Annotated in this window: 16 protein-coding genes; 11 read left to right on the top strand and 5 right to left on the bottom strand. The window is 34.6% G+C overall.

Features of this window, described 5'->3' with window-relative positions; genetic code table 11:
- The first annotated feature begins 135 nt into the window (after positions 1-135).
- The 11 genes from ACODSB_RS21655 (at position 136) to ACODSB_RS21605 (ending at position 10,312) form a co-directional block, all read left to right on the top strand.
- A complete protein-coding gene (locus ACODSB_RS21655; protein ID WP_488938550.1) occupies positions 136-486 on the top strand; it encodes a hypothetical protein in 351 nt (116 codons plus the stop codon).
- A 237-nt stretch (positions 487-723) separates the two neighbouring features.
- Positions 724-1,419, top strand: coding sequence for an ABC transporter ATP-binding protein (locus ACODSB_RS21650; RefSeq protein ID WP_488938549.1), 696 nt, complete (start codon positions 724-726; stop codon positions 1,417-1,419).
- A 32-nt stretch (positions 1,420-1,451) separates the two neighbouring features.
- Entirely contained in the window at positions 1,452-3,743 is a 2,292-nt protein-coding gene (locus ACODSB_RS21645) for a TonB-dependent siderophore receptor (RefSeq protein ID WP_488938548.1), read from the top strand.
- 195 nt (positions 3,744-3,938) lie between these two features.
- Positions 3,939-5,390, top strand: a complete 1,452-nt coding sequence (locus ACODSB_RS21640; RefSeq protein WP_488938547.1) for an ABC transporter permease — start codon at positions 3,939-3,941, stop codon at positions 5,388-5,390.
- 1 nt (position 5,391) lies between these two features.
- Positions 5,392-6,729, top strand: a complete 1,338-nt coding sequence (locus ACODSB_RS21635; protein WP_488938546.1) for a DUF3526 domain-containing protein — start codon at positions 5,392-5,394, stop codon at positions 6,727-6,729.
- 370 nt (positions 6,730-7,099) lie between these two features.
- Complete coding sequence (locus ACODSB_RS21630) at positions 7,100-7,720, top strand: hypothetical protein (RefSeq protein ID WP_488938545.1); 621 nt, start codon at positions 7,100-7,102, stop codon at positions 7,718-7,720.
- Between the two features lie 383 nt (positions 7,721-8,103).
- Positions 8,104-8,754, top strand: coding sequence for a VOC family protein (locus ACODSB_RS21625; protein ID WP_488938544.1), 651 nt, complete (start codon positions 8,104-8,106; stop codon positions 8,752-8,754).
- A gap of 153 nt (positions 8,755-8,907) precedes the next feature.
- Positions 8,908-9,234, top strand: a complete 327-nt coding sequence (locus ACODSB_RS21620) for an ArsR/SmtB family transcription factor (protein WP_053470308.1) — start codon at positions 8,908-8,910, stop codon at positions 9,232-9,234.
- A 58-nt stretch (positions 9,235-9,292) separates the two neighbouring features.
- Positions 9,293-9,766, top strand: coding sequence for a DUF6428 family protein (locus tag ACODSB_RS21615; RefSeq protein WP_488938543.1), 474 nt, complete (start codon positions 9,293-9,295; stop codon positions 9,764-9,766).
- A complete protein-coding gene (locus ACODSB_RS21610) occupies positions 9,767-9,892 on the top strand; it encodes a hypothetical protein (RefSeq protein ID WP_256379778.1) in 126 nt (41 codons plus the stop codon).
- Positions 9,893-9,895: 3 nt separating this feature from the next.
- Complete coding sequence (locus ACODSB_RS21605) at positions 9,896-10,312, top strand: arsenate reductase ArsC (RefSeq protein ID WP_488938542.1); 417 nt, start codon at positions 9,896-9,898, stop codon at positions 10,310-10,312.
- Positions 10,313-10,602: 290 nt separating this feature from the next.
- On the opposite strand, the gene ACODSB_RS21600 is transcribed toward ACODSB_RS21605, so the two are convergent.
- From ACODSB_RS21600 to ACODSB_RS21580, 5 genes are all read right to left on the bottom strand, one after another.
- Entirely contained in the window at positions 10,603-11,319 is a 717-nt protein-coding gene (locus ACODSB_RS21600) for a leucine-rich repeat domain-containing protein (protein ID WP_488938541.1), read from the bottom strand.
- A 104-nt stretch (positions 11,320-11,423) separates the two neighbouring features.
- Positions 11,424-13,421, bottom strand: coding sequence for a heavy metal translocating P-type ATPase (locus ACODSB_RS21595; RefSeq protein ID WP_488938540.1), 1,998 nt, complete (start codon positions 13,419-13,421; stop codon positions 11,424-11,426).
- 381 nt (positions 13,422-13,802) lie between these two features.
- On the bottom strand, positions 13,803-15,020 hold the full coding sequence (locus tag ACODSB_RS21590; protein ID WP_488938539.1) for an efflux RND transporter periplasmic adaptor subunit: 1,218 nt from the start codon (positions 15,018-15,020) through the stop codon (positions 13,803-13,805).
- A 1-nt stretch (position 15,021) separates the two neighbouring features.
- Positions 15,022-16,260 (bottom strand): TolC family protein, encoded by a 1,239-nt coding sequence (locus ACODSB_RS21585; protein WP_488938538.1) that lies wholly within the window; start codon positions 16,258-16,260, stop codon positions 15,022-15,024.
- Between the two features lie 107 nt (positions 16,261-16,367).
- A complete protein-coding gene (locus ACODSB_RS21580) occupies positions 16,368-19,487 on the bottom strand; it encodes an efflux RND transporter permease subunit (protein ID WP_488938537.1) in 3,120 nt (1,039 codons plus the stop codon).
- Positions 19,488-19,544: the final 57 nt, after the last annotated feature.

Genomic DNA, 19,544 nt, shown 5'->3' with positions numbered 1-19,544 from the left:
CGGTTTACTGGTATTTCATTAAAAATATAATGTTGCATTAGTGTATTTCTAAATTAAGATATTTATATTTGCAACATTGTTGCGTTTATTTGTTTCATAATTAAACAGTTAATATCGCAGCAGAAATACCACCGAATGAAAAAGAAAATCGTAGTTGTAAATTTACTGATGTCTTTTGCAGTATTGTTCGCCATGCTGTTTCAGACGGTTCACTCCTACGAGCATATTTTAAGACAGGCTTCTGAGAAACACTGTGAGCATAAAACTATTGCGGGGCAAAAACAAATAACGCACAGCCATTCGGTCGATGCCAATTGTCATATTTGCCATTTTGCCTTTAGTACCTTTATTCCGAATTCTTTTCAGACCTTATCATTTCATAAAATAACGGCTGAAACCTCTTATACATTCTTTTATTCGAAGGTTTATACAGCATTTTTTAAAGGCAGTCTCTTTGCACTGCGTGCACCTCCCGCATTCATTTAATTTACTACATTTTAATTTTTAAATAAAACAGCTTTTTACCTATTCAAAATTGGGTAAAAAGAAATACTGTTTTACAGCTGTTTAGTTCCTTTATTTGGAACTCAAATCAGCCTTTTTATCCTTGTAGTAAATTACCACTTCTCAAAATTAGAAAATCATATTAAGCCTTTACGAAACAAGTAAAAGCCTGAGGTTTCTATATCTGTTTAAAATCAATTTACCAAATACATAAAAACTATGCTTACAGCAAAAAATCTCACCAAAAAATATGGTGATCATACCGCTTTGAATTCTTTAAACTTAACCATAAACGAAGGCGAAATCTTTGCGCTTTTAGGACAAAACGGCGCAGGAAAAACCACTACAATCAATCTTTTTTTAGGTTTTATCGAACCAACATCGGGAGAATTGGAAATCAATAACATTTCGGTTACTCAAAACAATCAGGAAACCAAAAAACACGTTGCTTACATTCCCGAAACTGTAATGTTATATCCCAATTTAACGGGTTTAGAAAACCTAAAATTCTTTTCGTCTTTGGCCGGATTCAAATATTCTGCGGGAGAATTAACTTATTTCCTTAATAAAGCCGGTTTGCAGCCCGCAGCGCACGATCAAAACTTAGGCGGATATTCTAAAGGAATGCGCCAAAAAGTGGGAATTGCGATTGCGATTGCCAAAAAAGCAAAAGTGCTTTTACTAGACGAACCTACGAGCGGTTTAGATCCAAAAGCTTCCAACGAGTTTTCGCAGATTTTAAAAGAACTTTCTGCCGACGGAACGGCAATTTTAATGGCAACGCATGACATTTTCAGAGCCAGAGAAGTCGCTTCGCACATTGGCATTATGAAGCAGGGAAATTTAGTCACGGTAATCGAAGCCGATAAAATCTCAGCAAACGAACTCGAAGACTTGTATTTACAAACCGTTTAAAGGAAAAGATATATTTCCAATCAAAGTATAAAATGAAACCTATAATTCTCTTTTTATTTTTAATAATTGCCACACATTCCATACAATCGCAGACTAATAAAAAAAACACAGACAGTATTGTTCAGGATTCTGTTAAAATGGCCAGAACCGAATTACAAACCGTTGAAATCGTGGGGCGTTCGACAAAAAAGTACACCAGCGATTATTCATTTGCTGCCACAAAAACGGCAGCTTTAAACAAAGATATTCCGCAGTCTATCTCAACCATAACCAAAGAACTTATTACAGATAAAGGTGCTTTTTATCTCGCCGATGCCGTAAAAATGGCAAGTGGTGTGATTCCGGCAAGTTATTACAATCAATACACGATTCGAGGCATTAGCCAAAATGAAGAAGGTCAGATTATCAACGGAATGCGAACTCGCCAGTATTATTTTTTACAGCCTTTAACGAGTAATATTGAGCGAGTTGAAGTAATAAAAGGTCCGTCGAGTGCGACATTTTCATCTGTAGATCCGGGTGGAAGCATCAATATGGTAACCAAAAAACCTTTAGCAATTGACCGAAAAGAAATCAGTATGAGCGTGGGCAGTTTCAGCACTTTACGCGGAACGCTTGATTTTACAGGCCCTTTAAACGAATCAAAAACACTTTTGTATCGTGTAAATGGTGCCTATCAACAGGCAAAATCGTTTCGTGATTTAGTGAATAATAAATCGTTTTTGATTTCGCCTTCCTTCAGTTATATCCCAAATGAAAAAACGGCCATTAATACCGAATTGATATTGAGCGATATGAATGGAAATCTTGACAGAGGACAGCCTATTTTTGGTGCTGTTGCCGGAAAAACAAGTTTAAATAAAACCCCAATCAGCTTAAATTTGGGATCATCAAGTGATTTTTTTAAGTCGAAAGAAATGATTTTGATGACCAATTTTGCCCATAAATTCAGTTCTAAAATTGGTTTTAATGCATCATACATGAAACAAACCTGGACAGAAGATCTTCAGGAACACAGAACTACAAATGCATTTGCGGTCGATATCAACAATCAGCCTGTAACAAGTCTGGCAATGATGCAGTTTGTGCAGCGTCAGCAAAATTGGGATATCGATAATTTGAGTGCTTTTTTAAACTTTGATTTCAAAACCGGAAAACTCAATCATAAATTATTAACGGGTTACGATTTAAGCAGTTGGAACAAAAATAAAGGCGGTGGGCAAAACGCAGCCAGAGGTTATTTATTAAAAGATGGTACGGTTGCAAGTTCTTTTGTTTTGGCGAATGCCTCAAATTACCAAACCATTACAGTTGACGGCGTTGTATTGCCAAAACCAAATGTTGAATATTTCAACCTGAACAATCCCATTTATAAAATTACAAGCCCGGAAGATTATACACTAAATGTTCGAACTGCGCTTCCATCGGCATTGACTACAACAAACGCCATTTATATTCAGGATCAGATTCAATGGGAAAAATTTACTTTTTTATTAGGTTTGAGAAACGAGTGGTTTGAAGATATTACGAACTACGAAACCAATAACGAACTGAAAGTAAAAAAATCGGCTTTGCTGCCAAGAGTTGGAATTACTTATGCCGTAAATAATGCGATAAATGTCTACACAACTTATCTCGAAGGCTATCAGCCGCAATCGAATACGGTTACTCTAATGCCTCAAACGGGTTCATTGCCAGCCGGAAGTTTGTTTGATCCGCTTAAAAGTGATTTGAAAGAAGTAGGAATAAAAACGACTTTTTTAGACAACTCAATGAGTTTTAACGCAGCGATTTATGAAATCAGACAGCGCAATATTTTGATGAATGCAAATGATCCTGTAAATCCTGATTTATTGGTTACAAGAGGTGCAGAACGAAGCCGTGGTTTTGAGTGCGATTTAGCAGGTTACATTACGCCTGACTGGCAGATAAATGCATCGTATAGTTATATCGATGCCGAAATTATAAAAGACAATAATCCGGCTTTAATTGGTGCCAGAAAACAAAACACGCCAAAAAACAGCGCCAACTTATGGACCAGATACAACTTTGCTTCAGATTCTGCTTTGCAGGATTTAGGAATTGGTCTTGGAATGCAGTATCAAAGCTCTAAAGTGCCTTGGTTTACAAGAGATTTTACACTTCCTGATTTTACGATTTTTGACGCTGCTTTATTTTACAAACCAAGCAAAAGTAATGTGCAGATTGCTGTTAATGCCGGCAATTTATTAAACAAAACGTATTGGCTTGGCGCGCAGAATTACTTACGATTATTTCCCGGAAGTCCACGAAACGTAAGCCTTACCGTAACTTATAAATTTTAATTCGTTGAGTTGAAAAATATTTAAACACATAGAAACATAGATTTTTTTTCTAAAGAAGATAATTGAAAGAAACTAGTTTCTAACACAATAGCTATGTGAATTTATGCAAGTGAAACGCCTTTTTTTAAATCACCTAAAAACTATGTTTCTATGTGTTTAAACAAATTACACTCAACAGGTAAATTTTAATTAATTATGAAATTATTAGATAAAGAAATCATTATAGCCAGGCATTTAAAAAATGCTGTTTTTAAAAATTCGGCGATTTATATTATTACACTTTTTATTGGTGCGCTGCTTTTATTCGCCGCTTTTTCAGGCTGGGATAATTACAAAAGCCAAAACGAAACCAGCGAAAAATATCAACATGAATCCCGCGAAGACTGGCTGAAAAATCCAGACAAAAATCCGCATAGAATGGCGCATTACGGGAATTTCGCTTTTAGAAAAAGTACTTCTTTAAGTGTTTTTGAATTTGGGATGGAACCGTTTTTCGGAAATGCTATTTTCCTCGAAGCGCACAAACAAAATACCGCCAATTTCTCTGAAGCCGGATTCTCAAACAGTATGCTCCGTTTTGGCGAAATCAGTATTGCCATGGTTTTGCAGGTTTTACTGCCTTTGCTGATCTTTTTTGTTGGCTTTAATTCAGTTGCTTACGAAAGAGAAAACGGAACTTTAAAAATCCTTTTAAGTCAGGGAATTAATTGGAAACAGCTTTTGTTTGGTAAAATCCTTGGGATTGCAAGCGTTGTAATGCTGCTTTTTGTTCCAACAATAATTGTATTGATTTTGATTTGGTTACTGCTTCAGGACTTTAGTATTTCGGCAGATGAAACGATAAAAATGCTATTGTTTATTGGTTTTCATTTTATTTATCTGATGTTCTTCTGTGTCGTTGCCGTTTTGGTTTCGGCGTCAAGCAAAACCTCAAAAAAAGCGTTGGTTTCTTTAATTGGAATCTGGCTTATTTTGACCATTATTCTGCCAAGAACAACACAGGCAATTGGAGCGTATTTATATGAAGCACCTTCGAAAATCCGTTTTAACTCTGATATTGAAAAAGACATCCTGAAACAAGGTGACAGTCATAATCCGAATGATGTGCATTATAAAGCCATAAAAGATTCTTTGTTACGTGTTTACAAAGTCGATTCGGTACAAAAACTTCCTTTTAATTATTCCGGATTTATTATGACCGAAGGCGAAAGAATCAGTTCAGATATTTATAATAAACATTTAGAAGATCTTCTAAAAATTTACGAAAAACAAAATAGTTTTTCTAAAGCTGTTTCATTCGTAAATCCATACATAGCCATGAAAAACTTATCAATGGGATTATCCAATACAGATTATGATTCGTACATCGATTTTCAGCAGCAAGCTGAAAAATACCGTTACAATATGGCGCAGAAAATGAATGCGTTACAAATAAAATACATCAGCAATAAAAAACCCGGACCAAAGGATAAACCTTTAACAATTGACAAAAGACACTGGTCTATTATTGAAGAATTTCATTATGAACCAAAACCAGTTTGGGAAGTCTTAAAGTCCGAAATCACTGCTGTCATCTCCATATTGCTATGGATAATCCTGCTGTTTGTTTTGATCAAAATTGCTGCTAAAAACCTAAAAGCCATTTAATATGTTAGTTCTCTTATTTAAAAATTTCATCCGCTCAAAAGGTACCAAAATTGGCTTACTTTTTTTATTAATCATTGGCTTTATAAGCCTTCTAATTGGCCGTCAGTTTCAGGAAAAACAGCAAAATAATATAGATGAAGCTGCCATTTACCAAAAAGAACATATGGCCAGAAACGCCGCTTTTCATAAAGACGAAATTGGACTCCTGCTCTATTACATCAAGTTTTCATTGGTCAATAACACTTTACCAATTAGCAGTTTAGCAATCGGGCAGCGTGATGTAAATCCATCCATACAAAGTGTGACGATTCGGGGTTTGGAAGCTCAGAAATACGATTCGGAACTCAATAATCCAAGTAATCTTTTATCTGGAAATATCGATTTTAGTTTTGTGCTTTTATATCTGTTTCCGCTTTTGATTATCGCTTTTTCGTATAATATTATTTCCGAAGAAAAAGAATCAGGAACCTGGAAAATCGTAGCAACACAAAGCCCAAACACCTTTTTATATATTTTAAAACTGTTTTATATTCGAATTTTGAGTTTAATTGGACTTTTGTCTTTTATACTTGTAATTGCAGTTTTCCTTTTGCAAATTCCTATTGACAAAGCGTTTATCCTATTTTACGGAATCGCAGTTTTATATATTTTATTCTGGTTTGCGGTTTGTTTTTTCATTGTTTCACTTCAAAAGAATTCAAACTTCAATGCTGTTATTTTATTGACAATCTGGTTATTTCTGATTATCATTCTTCCTGCCGGAATCAACACCTATATTATCAATAAATATAAAGTTCCCGAAGCGTTAGAATTAACGCTTACGCAGCGAAATGCCTATCATGAAAAATGGGATATGGATAAACAGCAAACGCTGAATAAATTCTATAAACATTATCCGCAGTTTAAACATTACACTTTACCGGAAAGTGAATTCAGCTGGCTTTGGTATTATGCGATGCAGCAAATGGGAGATGATGAATCTGCCATACAATCAAAAGAATTAGAGTCGAAATTAGAACAGCGAAATAATTCCAGCGAATGGATTGCACAGTTTATTCCAACGCTGCATACTCAGATTCAATTGAATGAAATCGCAAAATCTGATTTACGAAACCAGCTTTTATTTTTGAAAGAAACCAATCAATTTCATGAAAAACTAAGACTTCATTTTTATCCAAAGATATTTGATAATGCAGCAGTTACTCAGCAAAAATGGGAGAATTTTAAAGTGGAAAAGTTTAATGATAAATCAGAAACAAGTTATATAAAGGCGTTTTTGCCATTACTGCTTTTCAATTTAGTGTTGATTGGTGTTGGATGGAGGAATTTTAAACGCTAAGTTTTTTATAGCGCTGAGTTTTTTTAACGCAAAGAGCGCAAAGGTTTACGCAAAGTTCGCTAAGGTTAGTAAAAGAAAAAGTCTTTTTGCAAAGTTCACAAAGCTATATTTATACACATAGCTTTGTGAACTTCGAGTTTTAAAAAACTCTCTTATACAAAATCTTTGTGCTCTTTGCGTAAACCTTTGCGCTCTTTGCGTTAAAAATCTACCGAGACCTTTGCGGACTTTGCGTTAAAATTTTATGTTCCTAGCGACAAAAAATAACAAAAAAATATTTTCATTTTTTAAAGAAAGATATTAGTATTTTATTACTTTTAGCGAAAATTTAGAAATAAAACTGTTAAATATAAGTCCCAAATTATAATTAATGAAAAAACTACTTTTAATAAGTATATTAGTTCTTGCTGTTTTTTATACCTTTAGAGAAATCGTTTATAAACCCTATATGTGGAAAAAAGCGATGAACACCCCAGAGCATCGATTGCAAATGGGAAGTTTCCTTTTTAGCAAGCAAACAGGTTCAAATGGAAGCCAAAGTTCACAATTCAATTATCTTATTTTTAAAGTAGTCGAAATAAACGGCGATTATGTTCGCCTTTCTCCTATTCGGCAGTTATCTGAAAAAGGAAAACTTAAATCTTCTGACTTTTCCTTTACAAGAGACACTTATCACAGTTTAAAACTGAATATCAAAAAGCTTACGATAACGCCAATTCTTCGCAACGATTTGTATAAAGAAGGTGCAACTTATACCGTAAACGATTATTTGTTAAACAAATATCCTTCCTTAAAAAAATCCCGTTATTATTACGAAGAGCTTTCAGAATCTGAAAAAAATATCCATTCGCCAGCTGAGTATTTTACACTGGTTTATTCTAAAGAAAAAATTATAGAAAAAAGAAAACTGATTCCTTGGATTATCAATAACAGCGATAAACCGGAATTAGCGAAAAGCTTGTCTCAAAAAGTAAGTTTGATTCTTAATTAGATTTTATCCCTGATTTATAACGCAAAGTGCACTAAGTTTTTTCGCAAAGTTCGCTAAGCTTAAAAGAAAGAAAAAGTTTTTTTCAAAGTTCACAAAGCTTTACGTTTAGCTTTGTGAACTTTGAGTTTATAAAACTCTCTCAAAATCTTCGTGAACTTTGCGAAAAAACATTGCGTACTTTGCGTTAAATCTTTTTAGTCTTTTAGCAAAAACCTTAGTGTCCTTTGTGGTTAAAAAACACATAACTTTTATCAAAGCAACAATACTCTTTTTCTATATTTCTATTGAAGCATAAAATAGTCTGCTGATAAAACTAGAATTCTGATTTTCTAAATTTGTTTGAAACAGAAAAGAAGCTTTTTCTTTTTATAAAAAATACCATCATGAAATTAGAACACATCCAGATCCAAACCAGCAATATAAAACAGACTGCCGCATTTTATGAAGATATTCTAGGTCTTTCGATTATAGAAAATGATTCAGAATATATTACGATTAAAGCCGGAAACTCTATTTTAAAATTCATTGAAAATCCGCAATTTAAATCCATTTATCATTTCGCTTTCAACATCCCGACAAACAAACTGGACGAAGCTATTGAATGGTGTAAAGACAAAGTAAATTTAATTACTATTGAAGATCAAAATGTGATTACTCATTTTGAAAACTGGAATGCTCATGCTGTATATTTCTATGATAATAATGGTAATTTATTAGAGTTTATTGCTAGACATGATCTCAATAATGCCCAAACGGAAGAATTTAGTTCTAAATCTATTTTGAATATAAGCGAGATTGGAATTGTCAATGAAAATCCGCTGGAATTAGGAAATCAGTTAATCGCAGAACATGACTTAAGCTTTTTCTCTAAAAACAATAACAGTGAAGTTTTTGCCGCAATTGGCGATGACGAAGGTTTATTGATTTTAGTAAGACCAAATCGAAATTGGTATCCAACCCAAACGCCTTCTGAAAACAACAAAACGGATATTCGATTAGAAAATAACGGAACTGTTACGGTATTAAATTTTTAAAGAAATCAAGAAAGGCCAATTCATTATTTATTTGAATTGGCCTTTTTATTAAGTTAAAATAGGAATTGAAAAGTTCTGATATCTAAATATTTTAAAAAACATTTGCTTTTAAAAAATCTATATCGTAATATTGCTATATTAAAATTAAATAAAATGGGAGCTACTAAAACAGAACATTTTACAGATAAACAAAATCAGATTGCCACAATAGCAAAAGCTTTGGGACATCCGGCGAGGATTGCTATTATTGAATATCTTTTGAAAGTAAATGAATGTATTTGCGGTGATATTGTAAACGAACTTCCACTTGCCCAGCCTACTGTTTCGCAGCATTTAAAAGAATTAAAAAATGCCGGACTTATAAAAGGTAATATAGAAGGAAATGCTATTTGCTATTGCATTGATGAAAATACTTTTGATATTTTAAAAGCTTATTTCTCTAATATTATTGCTGTTACAAAAGAGCAGAAATGCTGTTAAACCTTTTTTTGTAAATCTATATCGCAATATTGCATTATAACTATAGAATAAAAAAACAATGAAACTATCAGACATTAAAAACATTCTTCCAAATTTGGAAAATGTTGTATTTCAATTAGAAAACGGAGCTTTTGTTCCTGAACATTTTCATGTAACTGAAGTTGGAACTACCAATAAAAAATTTATTGACTGCGGCGGCGTAATTCGCGACGAAAGTGCCGTTAATTTTCAGTTGTGGAATGCAAATGATTTTGAACACAGATTGAAACCAAGCAAACTTCTGAATATCATTAAATTATCAGAAGAAAAATTAAATATTCAAGATTTTGAAATTGAAGTTGAATACCAAAATGAAACCATCGGGAGATATGATTTAGAATTTAACGGAACTCATTTTATTCTAAAAAACAAAACTACGGCTTGTCTGGCACAAGAAGCATGCGGCGTTCCTGTATCAAAAGAAAAAATAGCTTTAACGGAACTCTACAAAAGCGAAGCCAATAGCTGTTCTCCAAATTCGGGCTGCTGCTAAATGAAACAGAAAATAATTAAATACAAGAAACCTATTATCATTACAACATCTGTAATTGTGCTGCAGCTTATTTTTGGCTTTGAGCCAAAATTCTGCATCATCAATATCATTTGGTTATTAGTTTAAATTATGACAAAAAACATTTTAGTACTCTGCACAGGAAACAGCTGCAGAAGTCAAATTGCCGAAGGTTATTTAAAATACTTTTTAGACGATAAAGCCAGCATTTACAGCGCCGGAATAGAAACGCACGGAGTAAATCCAAGAGCCATTATAACGATGAAAGAAGATGGAATTGACATTTCTAATCATACTTCAAATCATGTTGATGAATACCAAAATATAGATTTTGATTTTGTAATTACGGTTTGTGATAATGCAAAAGAGCGCTGCCCGTTCTTTCCGTCAAAAGCTCACAAAATACATCAAAACTTTAGTGATCCCGCTAAAGCAGCAGGAACTGAAGAAGAAATTTTACAAGAGTTTAGAACTGTAAGACAAACTATAAAAGAGTTTTGCGATCAGTTTGCAAAAGATAATTTTTAATATTAATCAAAATAACAAAGCTCGTTTCTATTATGAAATGGGCTTTTATTTTGTATTTCTTTCTCGACTTCATCTAAAAACTCACTTAAAGTTTGCAAATCCAACTTATCAATTTTTGCTATACCGTTCAAACCTTTTATTATCAAATAAAAAACTATTCTATTCTTTCTGCTTCATTTTTCTTTGAATAATCTTCATAATCTTTTAGAACTGCAATTCAGCATACATACCAATTTGCTTATAATACTTTTCGATTTCTTTATTTAATTTGGTGTAAATCATTTTAAAACCTATTTTATTAAAGGCAATTCATTTATTAAGCTTTTCCACTTTTCAGTTTTTAAATATCTAGGAAGTATCGTAATTTTTTGAAGGTTTTTTAATCCATATAAAGATTTAAGATCAACACTTTCATCTTCTATTTTCACCGCCAATCTGAGATACTTTAATTGAGTTAATGATTTTAATGGACTTATGCTTTTTACAGCTTTTCCGGTACCATTCATCTTTCCATGCTCGATATCTAGTTCTTTTAAATTGATTAAAGTAGAAATTGGAGTTAAGTCATATAAATTATTTATTCCATAAATATAAAGGGTTTTTAAATTCTTCATATTTTTTAAGAAATCTAGATTTTGAATTTTTGTGACATTTGCAAGTATCAAAACCTCTACTGAATTTAAAGAATCTAAATCCGGAATTTCGTCCTGCTTGTTTGAACTTATTTGTAGATATTTTAAATTTGGTAATGCTGAAAAAACTGAAATACGTTCTTTATCAATGTCATTGACATAAATAGCTTCAATTTTTTCATTTACAATCAAAGAAGAAAAATTTGTATACGCTTTTTTAAATTTTTTAAGTGGAGTTGATAAGCTCAGAACTCGTGTATCATTATCTACTTTTGATAAATCATAGATTCCAGAAACATTTCCTTCTAAAACTCCTAAATGAGCTATTGCTCCATATGGTGCTTTTTCTTCTAATAAATAATTATCCCAATTCATAAATTATTAAATATATTTTCTGTTACAAAATCTCTCTATATAAAACAATTAGAATGTTTTATATCAGTTATTAATATATCAAAATAAGGCAGAATTTCATCAAACTAAAACCTCATCTTCTGAATTCGAACCGCATTTAAAATCGCCAGTAAAGCTACACCAACATCGGCAAAAACCGCTTCCCACATTGTGGCAAGTCCGCCCGCGCCCAGAATTAGTACAAAAGCTTTTACTACGAAAGCTAAACCAATGTTCTGCCAGACAATTTTTTTGGTTTGTTTTCCAATATTAATTGCCATTGCAATTTTACTCGGTTTATCATCCTGAATTACAACATCGGCAGTTTCTATTGCAGCATCGCTTCCTAAACCTCCCATTGCAATTCCTACGGTACTTAAAGCAATTACCGGCGCATCATTTACACCATCGCCTACAAAAGCTACCGTTTCATTTTTAGCTTTGATTTCGTTTACTTTATTGACCTTATCTTCCGGAAGTAAATCTCCAAAAGCATTTTTTATTCCGAGTTTATCGGCCACAAACTTAACGACATTTGTTTTGTCCCCGCTCAACATGGTTATTTTAACACCTAATGCTTTTAGATTTGAAACTGTTTCTTGCGCGTCTGCCTTGATTTCATCGGCAATGGTTAAATAACCTGCAAACTTATTATCGTAAGCAATGGCGATTGTGGTATAAACTACTGAACCTGGATCAATATCGTAAGAAATATTAAACTTATCCAGCAATTTGAAATTTCCAACATGCAGTTCTTTTCCGTTTACTTCAGCTTTTAATCCCTGTCCGGAAATTTCTTCGACGTTTTTTAGTTCTATTGAAGAATCAATTACACCAACATGATTATGAATCGCCGTTGCCACGGGATGTGTACTTTTACCTTCTAAAACATTAACTAGTTTCAGGATTTCTTCTTTATCAAAATCAGGTTTTATAATGACTTCCTGAACTTTAAAAACTCCTTCGGTCATAGTTCCGGTTTTGTCCATCACCACATTCTGAATCTTCGAAATACTGTCGAGATAATTACTTCCTTTAAATAGGATTCCGTTTTTACTTGCAGCACCAATTCCGCCAAAATAACCAAGCGGAATACTGATAACCAAAGCACACGGACAAGAAATAACCAGAAAAACCAAAGCTCTGTACAACCAGTTGCTAAACACATAATTATCGACAAAAAGCATTGGCAGTAAACAAATTGCAATTGCTAAATACACTACAATTGGTGTATAAATTTTGGCAAACTTGCGGATAAACAATTCGGCAGGCGCTTTTTTTGTTGTCGCATTTTGCACCAATTCCAGAATTTTCGAAAGTTTACTATCGTTGTAAGCCGTTGTCACTTTTACTTGTGCAATTGTATTTCCATTGATCATTCCGGCTAAAACAGCTTCGCCTTTCTTTTTAGTATCTGGTTTGCTTTCTCCCGTTAAAGCTGCGGTATTAAACGAAGCCGAATCTGATAATAATTCGCCGTCTAAACCTAGTTTTTCACCTGCTTTAAGCTGAATGATATCGCCTATTTTAGCATCTTTAGCTTTTATTTTTACGGCAATATTATTTTCTAAAATATTAACCTCATCCGGTCGCTGATCCAGTAAACTTTTAATATTAGATTTTGCTTTTGTAACCGCCATTCCTTGAAATGTTTCTCCAATGGTATAAAACAACATAACGGCAACACCTTCGGGATATTCACCAATTGCAAAAGCTCCAATTGTGGCAATACACATTAGGAAAAACTCCGAAAAAACATCGCCTTTTACTATGCTTTCATAAGCTTCTTTCAAAACCGGAAGCCCAACTGGAAGATATGCAATGACATACCAGGCGATTCGAACATATACTGAAAACCAGTTTTGAGGGAAATAATAATCAAAACCAATTCCTATAAGTAATAAAGCAAGAGATATAATAGATGGAAGGAATAATTTAAACAAACTGCCTTCGGCTCCATGTTCGTGATCGTGGCCGTGGTCATGTCCGTCATTATCTGAATGTACAGGTTCGTCGTGTGAACAACAGCAGGATGGTTTGGTTTTATCTTTAGTATTTTTTATTTCTAAATCTTGATGTATCATTTTTGGAGTTTCAAGTTTAATCCCGATAGCTATCGAGACAGGTTTTTTGTTCTGTAAACTTCGTTTAAATTATGCTCTAAATTTAATCATTTTGTGGTAATTACTCTTAAGTAAAAATGTTTTTTAATCTCGCAAAGTCGCAGAGCCGCAAAGTTTTTGATTGGAGAATTAAGCGTACTATTTGTCATTTCGACGAAGGAGAAATCTTCGCGAGTAACTCCGTAGTGAGAATCCAATCTTTGTCGAGCTTCTTGCGAAGATTTCTCCTTCGTCGAAATGACATAAAATGAGAAAAAACTTTGCGACTCTGCGACTTTGCGAGATTATTTTACACCAGCTTAAAAAAAACCTTCGCGCCTTAGTGCCTTCGTGGCAAATAACCTAATGCTCATGCTCACCCCCGCCCTTCATGGCAGATAATAAATAAAAAGCACCTTCTGTAACAATTTTAGCATCAGGCTCAATTTTGTCAACAAACTTAACTTCTGTAAAACCTAAATCTGTAGTACCGGGAATTACTTCAATTGCTTTAAAATGAATTTCTTTTTCTTTTGTTTTCTCGTTTTTATGCTCTTCTTCCTGCACAAAAACAAAATATTTATCGGCATTTCGAACAACGGCGTCTTTTGGTAAAGCCGGGACGGTGGCATTTACAATATTGATATTTGCCGAAACATACATTCCAGAAATTAAATCTTTAGCATCGGCGGGATCAATTTTGGCGTGAACTGCAACGGTTTTACTTTCGTTAGAAAAGGATTTATTGATTCCGAAAATCTTTCCTTTAATGGATTTATTAGATTGGTTTGTCAACACAAAATCGATTACCTGACCAATTGAAATCGAACCCAAATCTTTTTCATAAACATTCAAATCCAAATGCATCTGACTATTATCTACAACCTCAAACAAAGAAACTCCGGTTTGGGCAAAAGCGCCTTTAGCAATACTGATTTTCCCAACATAACCGCTTATAGGCGCAACAATTGGCACTAAAGACGAACTGCCTTTTGTACCAACATGCAAGGCTTCCAACTTATTTTTTGCTGCCTGCACACGGGCTCTTTCGGCAGCTAATTTGGCTTTTACTTCCTGAAATGTTTTCCTCGGATTCACATTTTCATCGCTCAATGTTTTCTGACGGTTGTATTCTAAATGCAAAAATTCAACATTGGCTGTTGCCGAATGATAATCTTCCTGCATTTCAATTACTTCCAGATTTTGAATAGTTGCCAAAACTTTTCCTTTGTTGACAAATGTCCCTTCTAAAACATAAATATCTTTTACTGTTCCGCCAATTAAAGTCGAAACCTCAGCCGAATTTTGCGGTGGAACTGTGGTGTAACCATTCGCTTTAATGATTTTATTCAGGTTTCTGTTTTCTACAAATCCGGTTTCAATGCCAACGGTTTTATATTGAGATTCTGTTAATGCGGCTTCTGTCTGCGATTTTTCTTCTTCATGCGTTTCTTCGGCTTTTTTTTCATTGCAGGAAATAAATATTCCGCTATACGCTATAAGCAGTAAGCTATAAGCTAATTTTCTTTGCGAACTTTGCGCTAAAATCTTTGTGAACTTTGCGGTTAAACTTATCTTCATTTTAATTGTTTTTGATGGTTGGAAATTGAAGTTCGATGGCACTTTGATTGAAACTGTGCGTGGCTTCGGCGAGTTGTTTTTTAATATCAATTGCCTGATTTAAAAAACTGATGTACGACCAATAACTCATATCGCCGTTTGCATAACTTTTTTGTGCCGTATCAATAATCTGGTTGGCGTATTGCAAACCTTCATTTTGATAATAATCTAAGTTTTTCTGCTGTTTTTGAAAGTTATTCTGCAATTCTTCTTTTTGCAGGTTCAGAATAATTTTGTTTTTATCGAATGCCAATTGCGATTGCGAAATACTAATTTCTGCAGCTTTGGCTTTTGCCGTATTTATGCCTCCAAAAATCGGAATCTGCAATCCCGCCGTGAAACCCTGAAACAGCGATTCAGTATTAATAGTCTGGGCAAAATATCCTAAACCTAATTTAGGTGTTCGGTTTGCTTTAAATATTCCGGCTTCTTTTTGGTAAACCGAAATCTGCTGCTGATAAAAATCTGTCAATAATGTTTCTGCTTTAGAATCCTTGTTATCTATAAAAGAATACTTTAATGAAGTCGTTTCATCTGGAATTATAGTTTCATTCGTCTGCACAAAAAACTGAAGCTGTCTTTGGTAAATAGCCAAATCGTAATTTAATTGCTCCTTTTGGGTTTCGATTTCTTTTACTTTGGCTTTAGCACTGATTACTTCAATATTGCCGCTTTCTCCGGTTTTAAAACGGAGTTCGGCATTCTTTAGGAATTTGGTGTAAATCTCGTTTAATTCTGAGTTTAGTTTTTGAATTGAAATTCCGTATAAATATTGATAATAGGCCAAAGTCACGGCTTTTTCGAGTTCGTAAGAGGATAAAGCTTTTCGTTTCTCCGCCAGTTTTGCCAGTTCTTCCTGCAATTGTCGGTTTGCTTTTGTGACATTTCCTAACGGAAAGAATTGCTGTACTGAAACATTGTGATCAAAATCGACGCTGTTGAACTGCCCGCCTTGATATTGAACCTGTAATGGATCTGGTTGAAAAGCGGTTTTCTTTAAAAGCGTTTGTTTTTCTATTTCTTTATCGGCGATTTTTAGGTCGATGTTGTTTGATTTGGCAAGTTCTATTGCTTTTTCTAAAGATATTTTGGCTTGCGCCGATGTTATTGTGCTTGCCAATAGGAATGCAATTAACCTCAATCCCGATAGCCATCGGGAGCAAAGTATTTTTGATTGATTTTTATATGTTGATTTTTTCATTTCATTTGTTTTTTTTAACTCTCGCAGATTTTGGAGATTTAGCAGATTATTATAATCAAAAATTAAATCTGCCGAATCTGCCGAATCTGCTGAATCTGCGGGAGAAATCATTTTACTTTACGGTTAAATTTCTCTAACATTAAATATAAAATCGGTAAAACGATTAAGGTTAATAAGGTTGCAGAGATTAAACCGCCAATAACTACCGTTGCTAAAGGTTTCTGCACTTCTGCCCCGCCGCTTGTGGATAATGCCATTGGCAAAAACCCTAAAGAAGCTACGGCTGCGGTCATTAAAACGGGACGCAATCTGGTTTTGGTTCCGATTATGACTCGTTGCAGCGGATCTAAAATTCCTTCTGATTTTAATTGATTGAAATAGGAAATCAGGACAATTCCATTCAAAACCGCAATTCCGAATAAGGCGATGAAACCAATTCCGGCGGAAATACTAAACGGCATTCCTCTCAGCGAAAGCGCAAATACCCCTCCAATAGCTGATAACGGAATGGCTGTAAAGATTAAAAGTGCTTGTTTATAGCTTTTAAAAGTAAAATACAGCAAGATTAAAATCAAACCTAAAGCGATTGGTAATGCAACCGAAAGTCGTTTTGTGGCTTCAATTAAATTTTCAAATTGTCCGCCATAGGTTACATAATAACCCGTAGGAAGTTTGAAATCTTTGTCGAGTTTTTGCTGAATTTCTTCTACAACGGTTTTAATATCTCTGCCTCTAACGTTTAAACCAACAGTAATTCGTCGTTTTCCATCTTCGCGCGTAACTTGCACAGGGCCTTGTTCATAATCAACACTTGCGACTTGTGAAAGCGGCACTTGCTGTCCGTTTGGTAACGGAATAAACAAATTGCTCACATCAGTAATATCAGCGCGATTATCCTGATCCATTCTTACTACAACATCAAAACGTTTACTTTCTTCGTAGATTTTTCCGGCACTTTCTCCGGCAAACGACGAACGAATAATTTGATTGATATCAGAAATATTTAATCCGTATAAAGCGATTTTATTGTAATCGTATTTAATTGTGATTTGAGGCAGTCCGGTTACTTTATCGGCTTTTAAGTCGCCAATTCCTTCGATGCTTTTTATTTTCGAAATTAATTCTGATGCCTTTGAATCTAAGATTTCCAGATCATCACCAAAAATTTTGATGGCAATATCGCTTCGGCTTCCCGTCATTAATTCGTTAAAACGCATTTGAATAGGCTGCGAAATTTCGATGTTAGCGCCCGGAATTACTTCCATTTCTTCTTTCATGGCGTTTGCCAGTTCTTCCCAATTATGGTATTTACCTTTCCATTCTTTTTTGTCTTTTAAAACAATAATCAAATCGCCGCTTTCAATGGGCATTGGATCGGTTGGGATTTCCCCGCTTCCTATTTTGGTTACGATGGTTTTGATTTCAGGGAATTTGGCTTTTAAAATCTGTTCATATTTGGTTGTGGTTTCTACCATCTGCGTAAGCGAACTTCCTGTCATGATTGAAGCATTAATCGCTAAATCGCCTTCTTCAATTGTTGGGATAAATTCACCGCCCATATTATTGAAAATGATTAATCCTAAAGAGAATAATCCGAGAGAGATTCCTAAAACTACTTTTTTAAAGGCTAATGCTTTGTTTAAAAATGGAGTATATAAATTCTCAAACCAAAGCATCATTCTGTCGCTAAAGTTTTCTTTGTGTTCGGTTTTCTTCGAAAGAAATAATGCACTCATCATTGGTACATAGGTCAGCGAAAGTATAAACGCACCAATCACGGCAAAACCCACTGTCATGGCCATTGGTTTAAACATTTTTCCTTCGGTTCCTATTAAAGCAAGAATTGGTAAATACACAATTAGAATAATGATTTCTCCAAAAGCGGCACTATTCCTGATTTTTGATGCCGAATTGTAGATTTCAACATCCATTTCTTCCTGCGAAAGTTCTTTATTGCGTTTGAGTTTCTGTAGATGATGCATGGAAGCTTCTACAATAATAACAGCGCCGTCGACAATAATCCCAAAATCTATGGCACCTAAACTCATCAGGTTTCCGCTTACGCCAAAGGCATTCATTAAAATAATAGCAAATAACATCGCCAGCGGAATTACCGATGCAACGATTAATCCGGCACGAAGATTTCCTAAAAACAGAATCAGCACAAAAATGACAATTAAAGCTCCTTCGAGTAAGTTTTTAGTAACGGTTCCAATGGCGTTATCAACCAGTTTTCCTCTGTCAATAAAAGCTTCTGCAACGACACCTTCGGGCAGACTTTTATTAATCTGGATCATTCTTTCATGGATTCGGCTTACAACGGCGCTGGAGTTTTCGCCTTTCAGCATTAAAACTAAACCGGAAACTATTTCTCCTTTTCCGTCTTTTGTTGAGGCGCCGTAACGTAATGCAACGCCTTCGCGAACCTGCGCTACATCACGAACCAAAACTGGAGAACCGTTTCTGTTTTTAACAACGACGTTTCCAAGGTCTTTTACACCTTTTGCCATTCCTACACCACGAATGAAATAGGCGTATTGATCTTTTTCAATATAAGCGCCTCCGGTATTTTGGTTGTTTTTTTCTAAGGCATCAAAAATTTCGGTAATCGTTACGCCCAGACTGTTTAGTGTATTTGGGTTTACGGCAATTTCGTATTGTTTTAGTTTTCCACCCCAGGCACTTACATCGGCAACGCCACGAATTCCCTGTAATTGTGGAATAATAATCCAATCCTGAATGGTTCTTAATTTTACGGCGTCGTATTTGTTTTCGTAGCCTTTTTTGGCGTAAACATCATATTGGTAAATTTCTCCAAGACCTGTTGTAATTGGTGCTAATTCCGGTGAACCTGCATAAGCGGGAATATTTTCTTCGGCTTGTTTTAAGCGTTGAAATATTTGTTCGCGCGCCCAGTAAATATCGACATCGTCTTCAAAAACAACGGTTACGACAGACAACCCAAAACGGGAAATACTGCGGAGTTCTATAATATCGGGAACGGTTTTTACGGCTTGTTCCAGCGGATATGTTATTAACTGCTCGACTTCCTGACTTGCCAATGTGGGCGCTGTGGTAATAATCTGAACTTGATTATTAGTAACATCCGGCAAGGCATCGAGCGGCAATTGTTTAAGCGAATAGCTTCCCCACGCTATCAAAACGAGGGTAAATAATAGTATAACGAATTTGTTTCGTATACTAAACTGAATGATTTTATCTAGCATTTGAAATATATAATGACATGAGAATTGAGACAAAAGTTTGTCTGATACATTTGTGGA

This window comes from Flavobacterium sp. FG68, assembly GCF_057808895.1.
This window is presented reverse-complemented; position numbering and strand designations above follow the sequence as displayed.

What these genes read in the sequence shown, in the direction of transcription:
- ACODSB_RS21605 (WP_488938542.1), top strand. Translation starts at nt 9,896, where the DNA reads ATGACAAAAAACATTTTAGTACTCTGCACAGGAAACAGCTGCAGAAGT.
- ACODSB_RS21590 (WP_488938539.1), bottom strand. Translation starts at nt 15,020, where the DNA reads ATGAAGATAAGTTTAACCGCAAAGTTCACAAAGATTTTAGCGCAAAGT.
- ACODSB_RS21580 (WP_488938537.1), bottom strand. Translation starts at nt 19,487, where the DNA reads ATGCTAGATAAAATCATTCAGTTTAGTATACGAAACAAATTCGTTATA.
- ACODSB_RS21630 (WP_488938545.1), top strand. Translation starts at nt 7,100, where the DNA reads ATGAAAAAACTACTTTTAATAAGTATATTAGTTCTTGCTGTTTTTTAT.
- ACODSB_RS21625 (WP_488938544.1), top strand. Translation starts at nt 8,104, where the DNA reads ATGAAATTAGAACACATCCAGATCCAAACCAGCAATATAAAACAGACT.
- ACODSB_RS21645 (WP_488938548.1), top strand. Translation starts at nt 1,452, where the DNA reads ATGAAACCTATAATTCTCTTTTTATTTTTAATAATTGCCACACATTCC.
- ACODSB_RS21650 (WP_488938549.1), top strand. Translation starts at nt 724, where the DNA reads ATGCTTACAGCAAAAAATCTCACCAAAAAATATGGTGATCATACCGCT.
- ACODSB_RS21620 (WP_053470308.1), top strand. Translation starts at nt 8,908, where the DNA reads ATGGGAGCTACTAAAACAGAACATTTTACAGATAAACAAAATCAGATT.
- ACODSB_RS21600 (WP_488938541.1), bottom strand. Translation starts at nt 11,319, where the DNA reads ATGAATTGGGATAATTATTTATTAGAAGAAAAAGCACCATATGGAGCA.
- ACODSB_RS21595 (WP_488938540.1), bottom strand. Translation starts at nt 13,421, where the DNA reads ATGATACATCAAGATTTAGAAATAAAAAATACTAAAGATAAAACCAAA.
- ACODSB_RS21585 (WP_488938538.1), bottom strand. Translation starts at nt 16,260, where the DNA reads ATGAAAAAATCAACATATAAAAATCAATCAAAAATACTTTGCTCCCGA.
- ACODSB_RS21635 (WP_488938546.1), top strand. Translation starts at nt 5,392, where the DNA reads ATGTTAGTTCTCTTATTTAAAAATTTCATCCGCTCAAAAGGTACCAAA.
- ACODSB_RS21655 (WP_488938550.1), top strand. Translation starts at nt 136, where the DNA reads ATGAAAAAGAAAATCGTAGTTGTAAATTTACTGATGTCTTTTGCAGTA.
- ACODSB_RS21640 (WP_488938547.1), top strand. Translation starts at nt 3,939, where the DNA reads ATGAAATTATTAGATAAAGAAATCATTATAGCCAGGCATTTAAAAAAT.
- ACODSB_RS21615 (WP_488938543.1), top strand. Translation starts at nt 9,293, where the DNA reads ATGAAACTATCAGACATTAAAAACATTCTTCCAAATTTGGAAAATGTT.
- ACODSB_RS21610 (WP_256379778.1), top strand. Translation starts at nt 9,767, where the DNA reads ATGAAACAGAAAATAATTAAATACAAGAAACCTATTATCATTACAACA.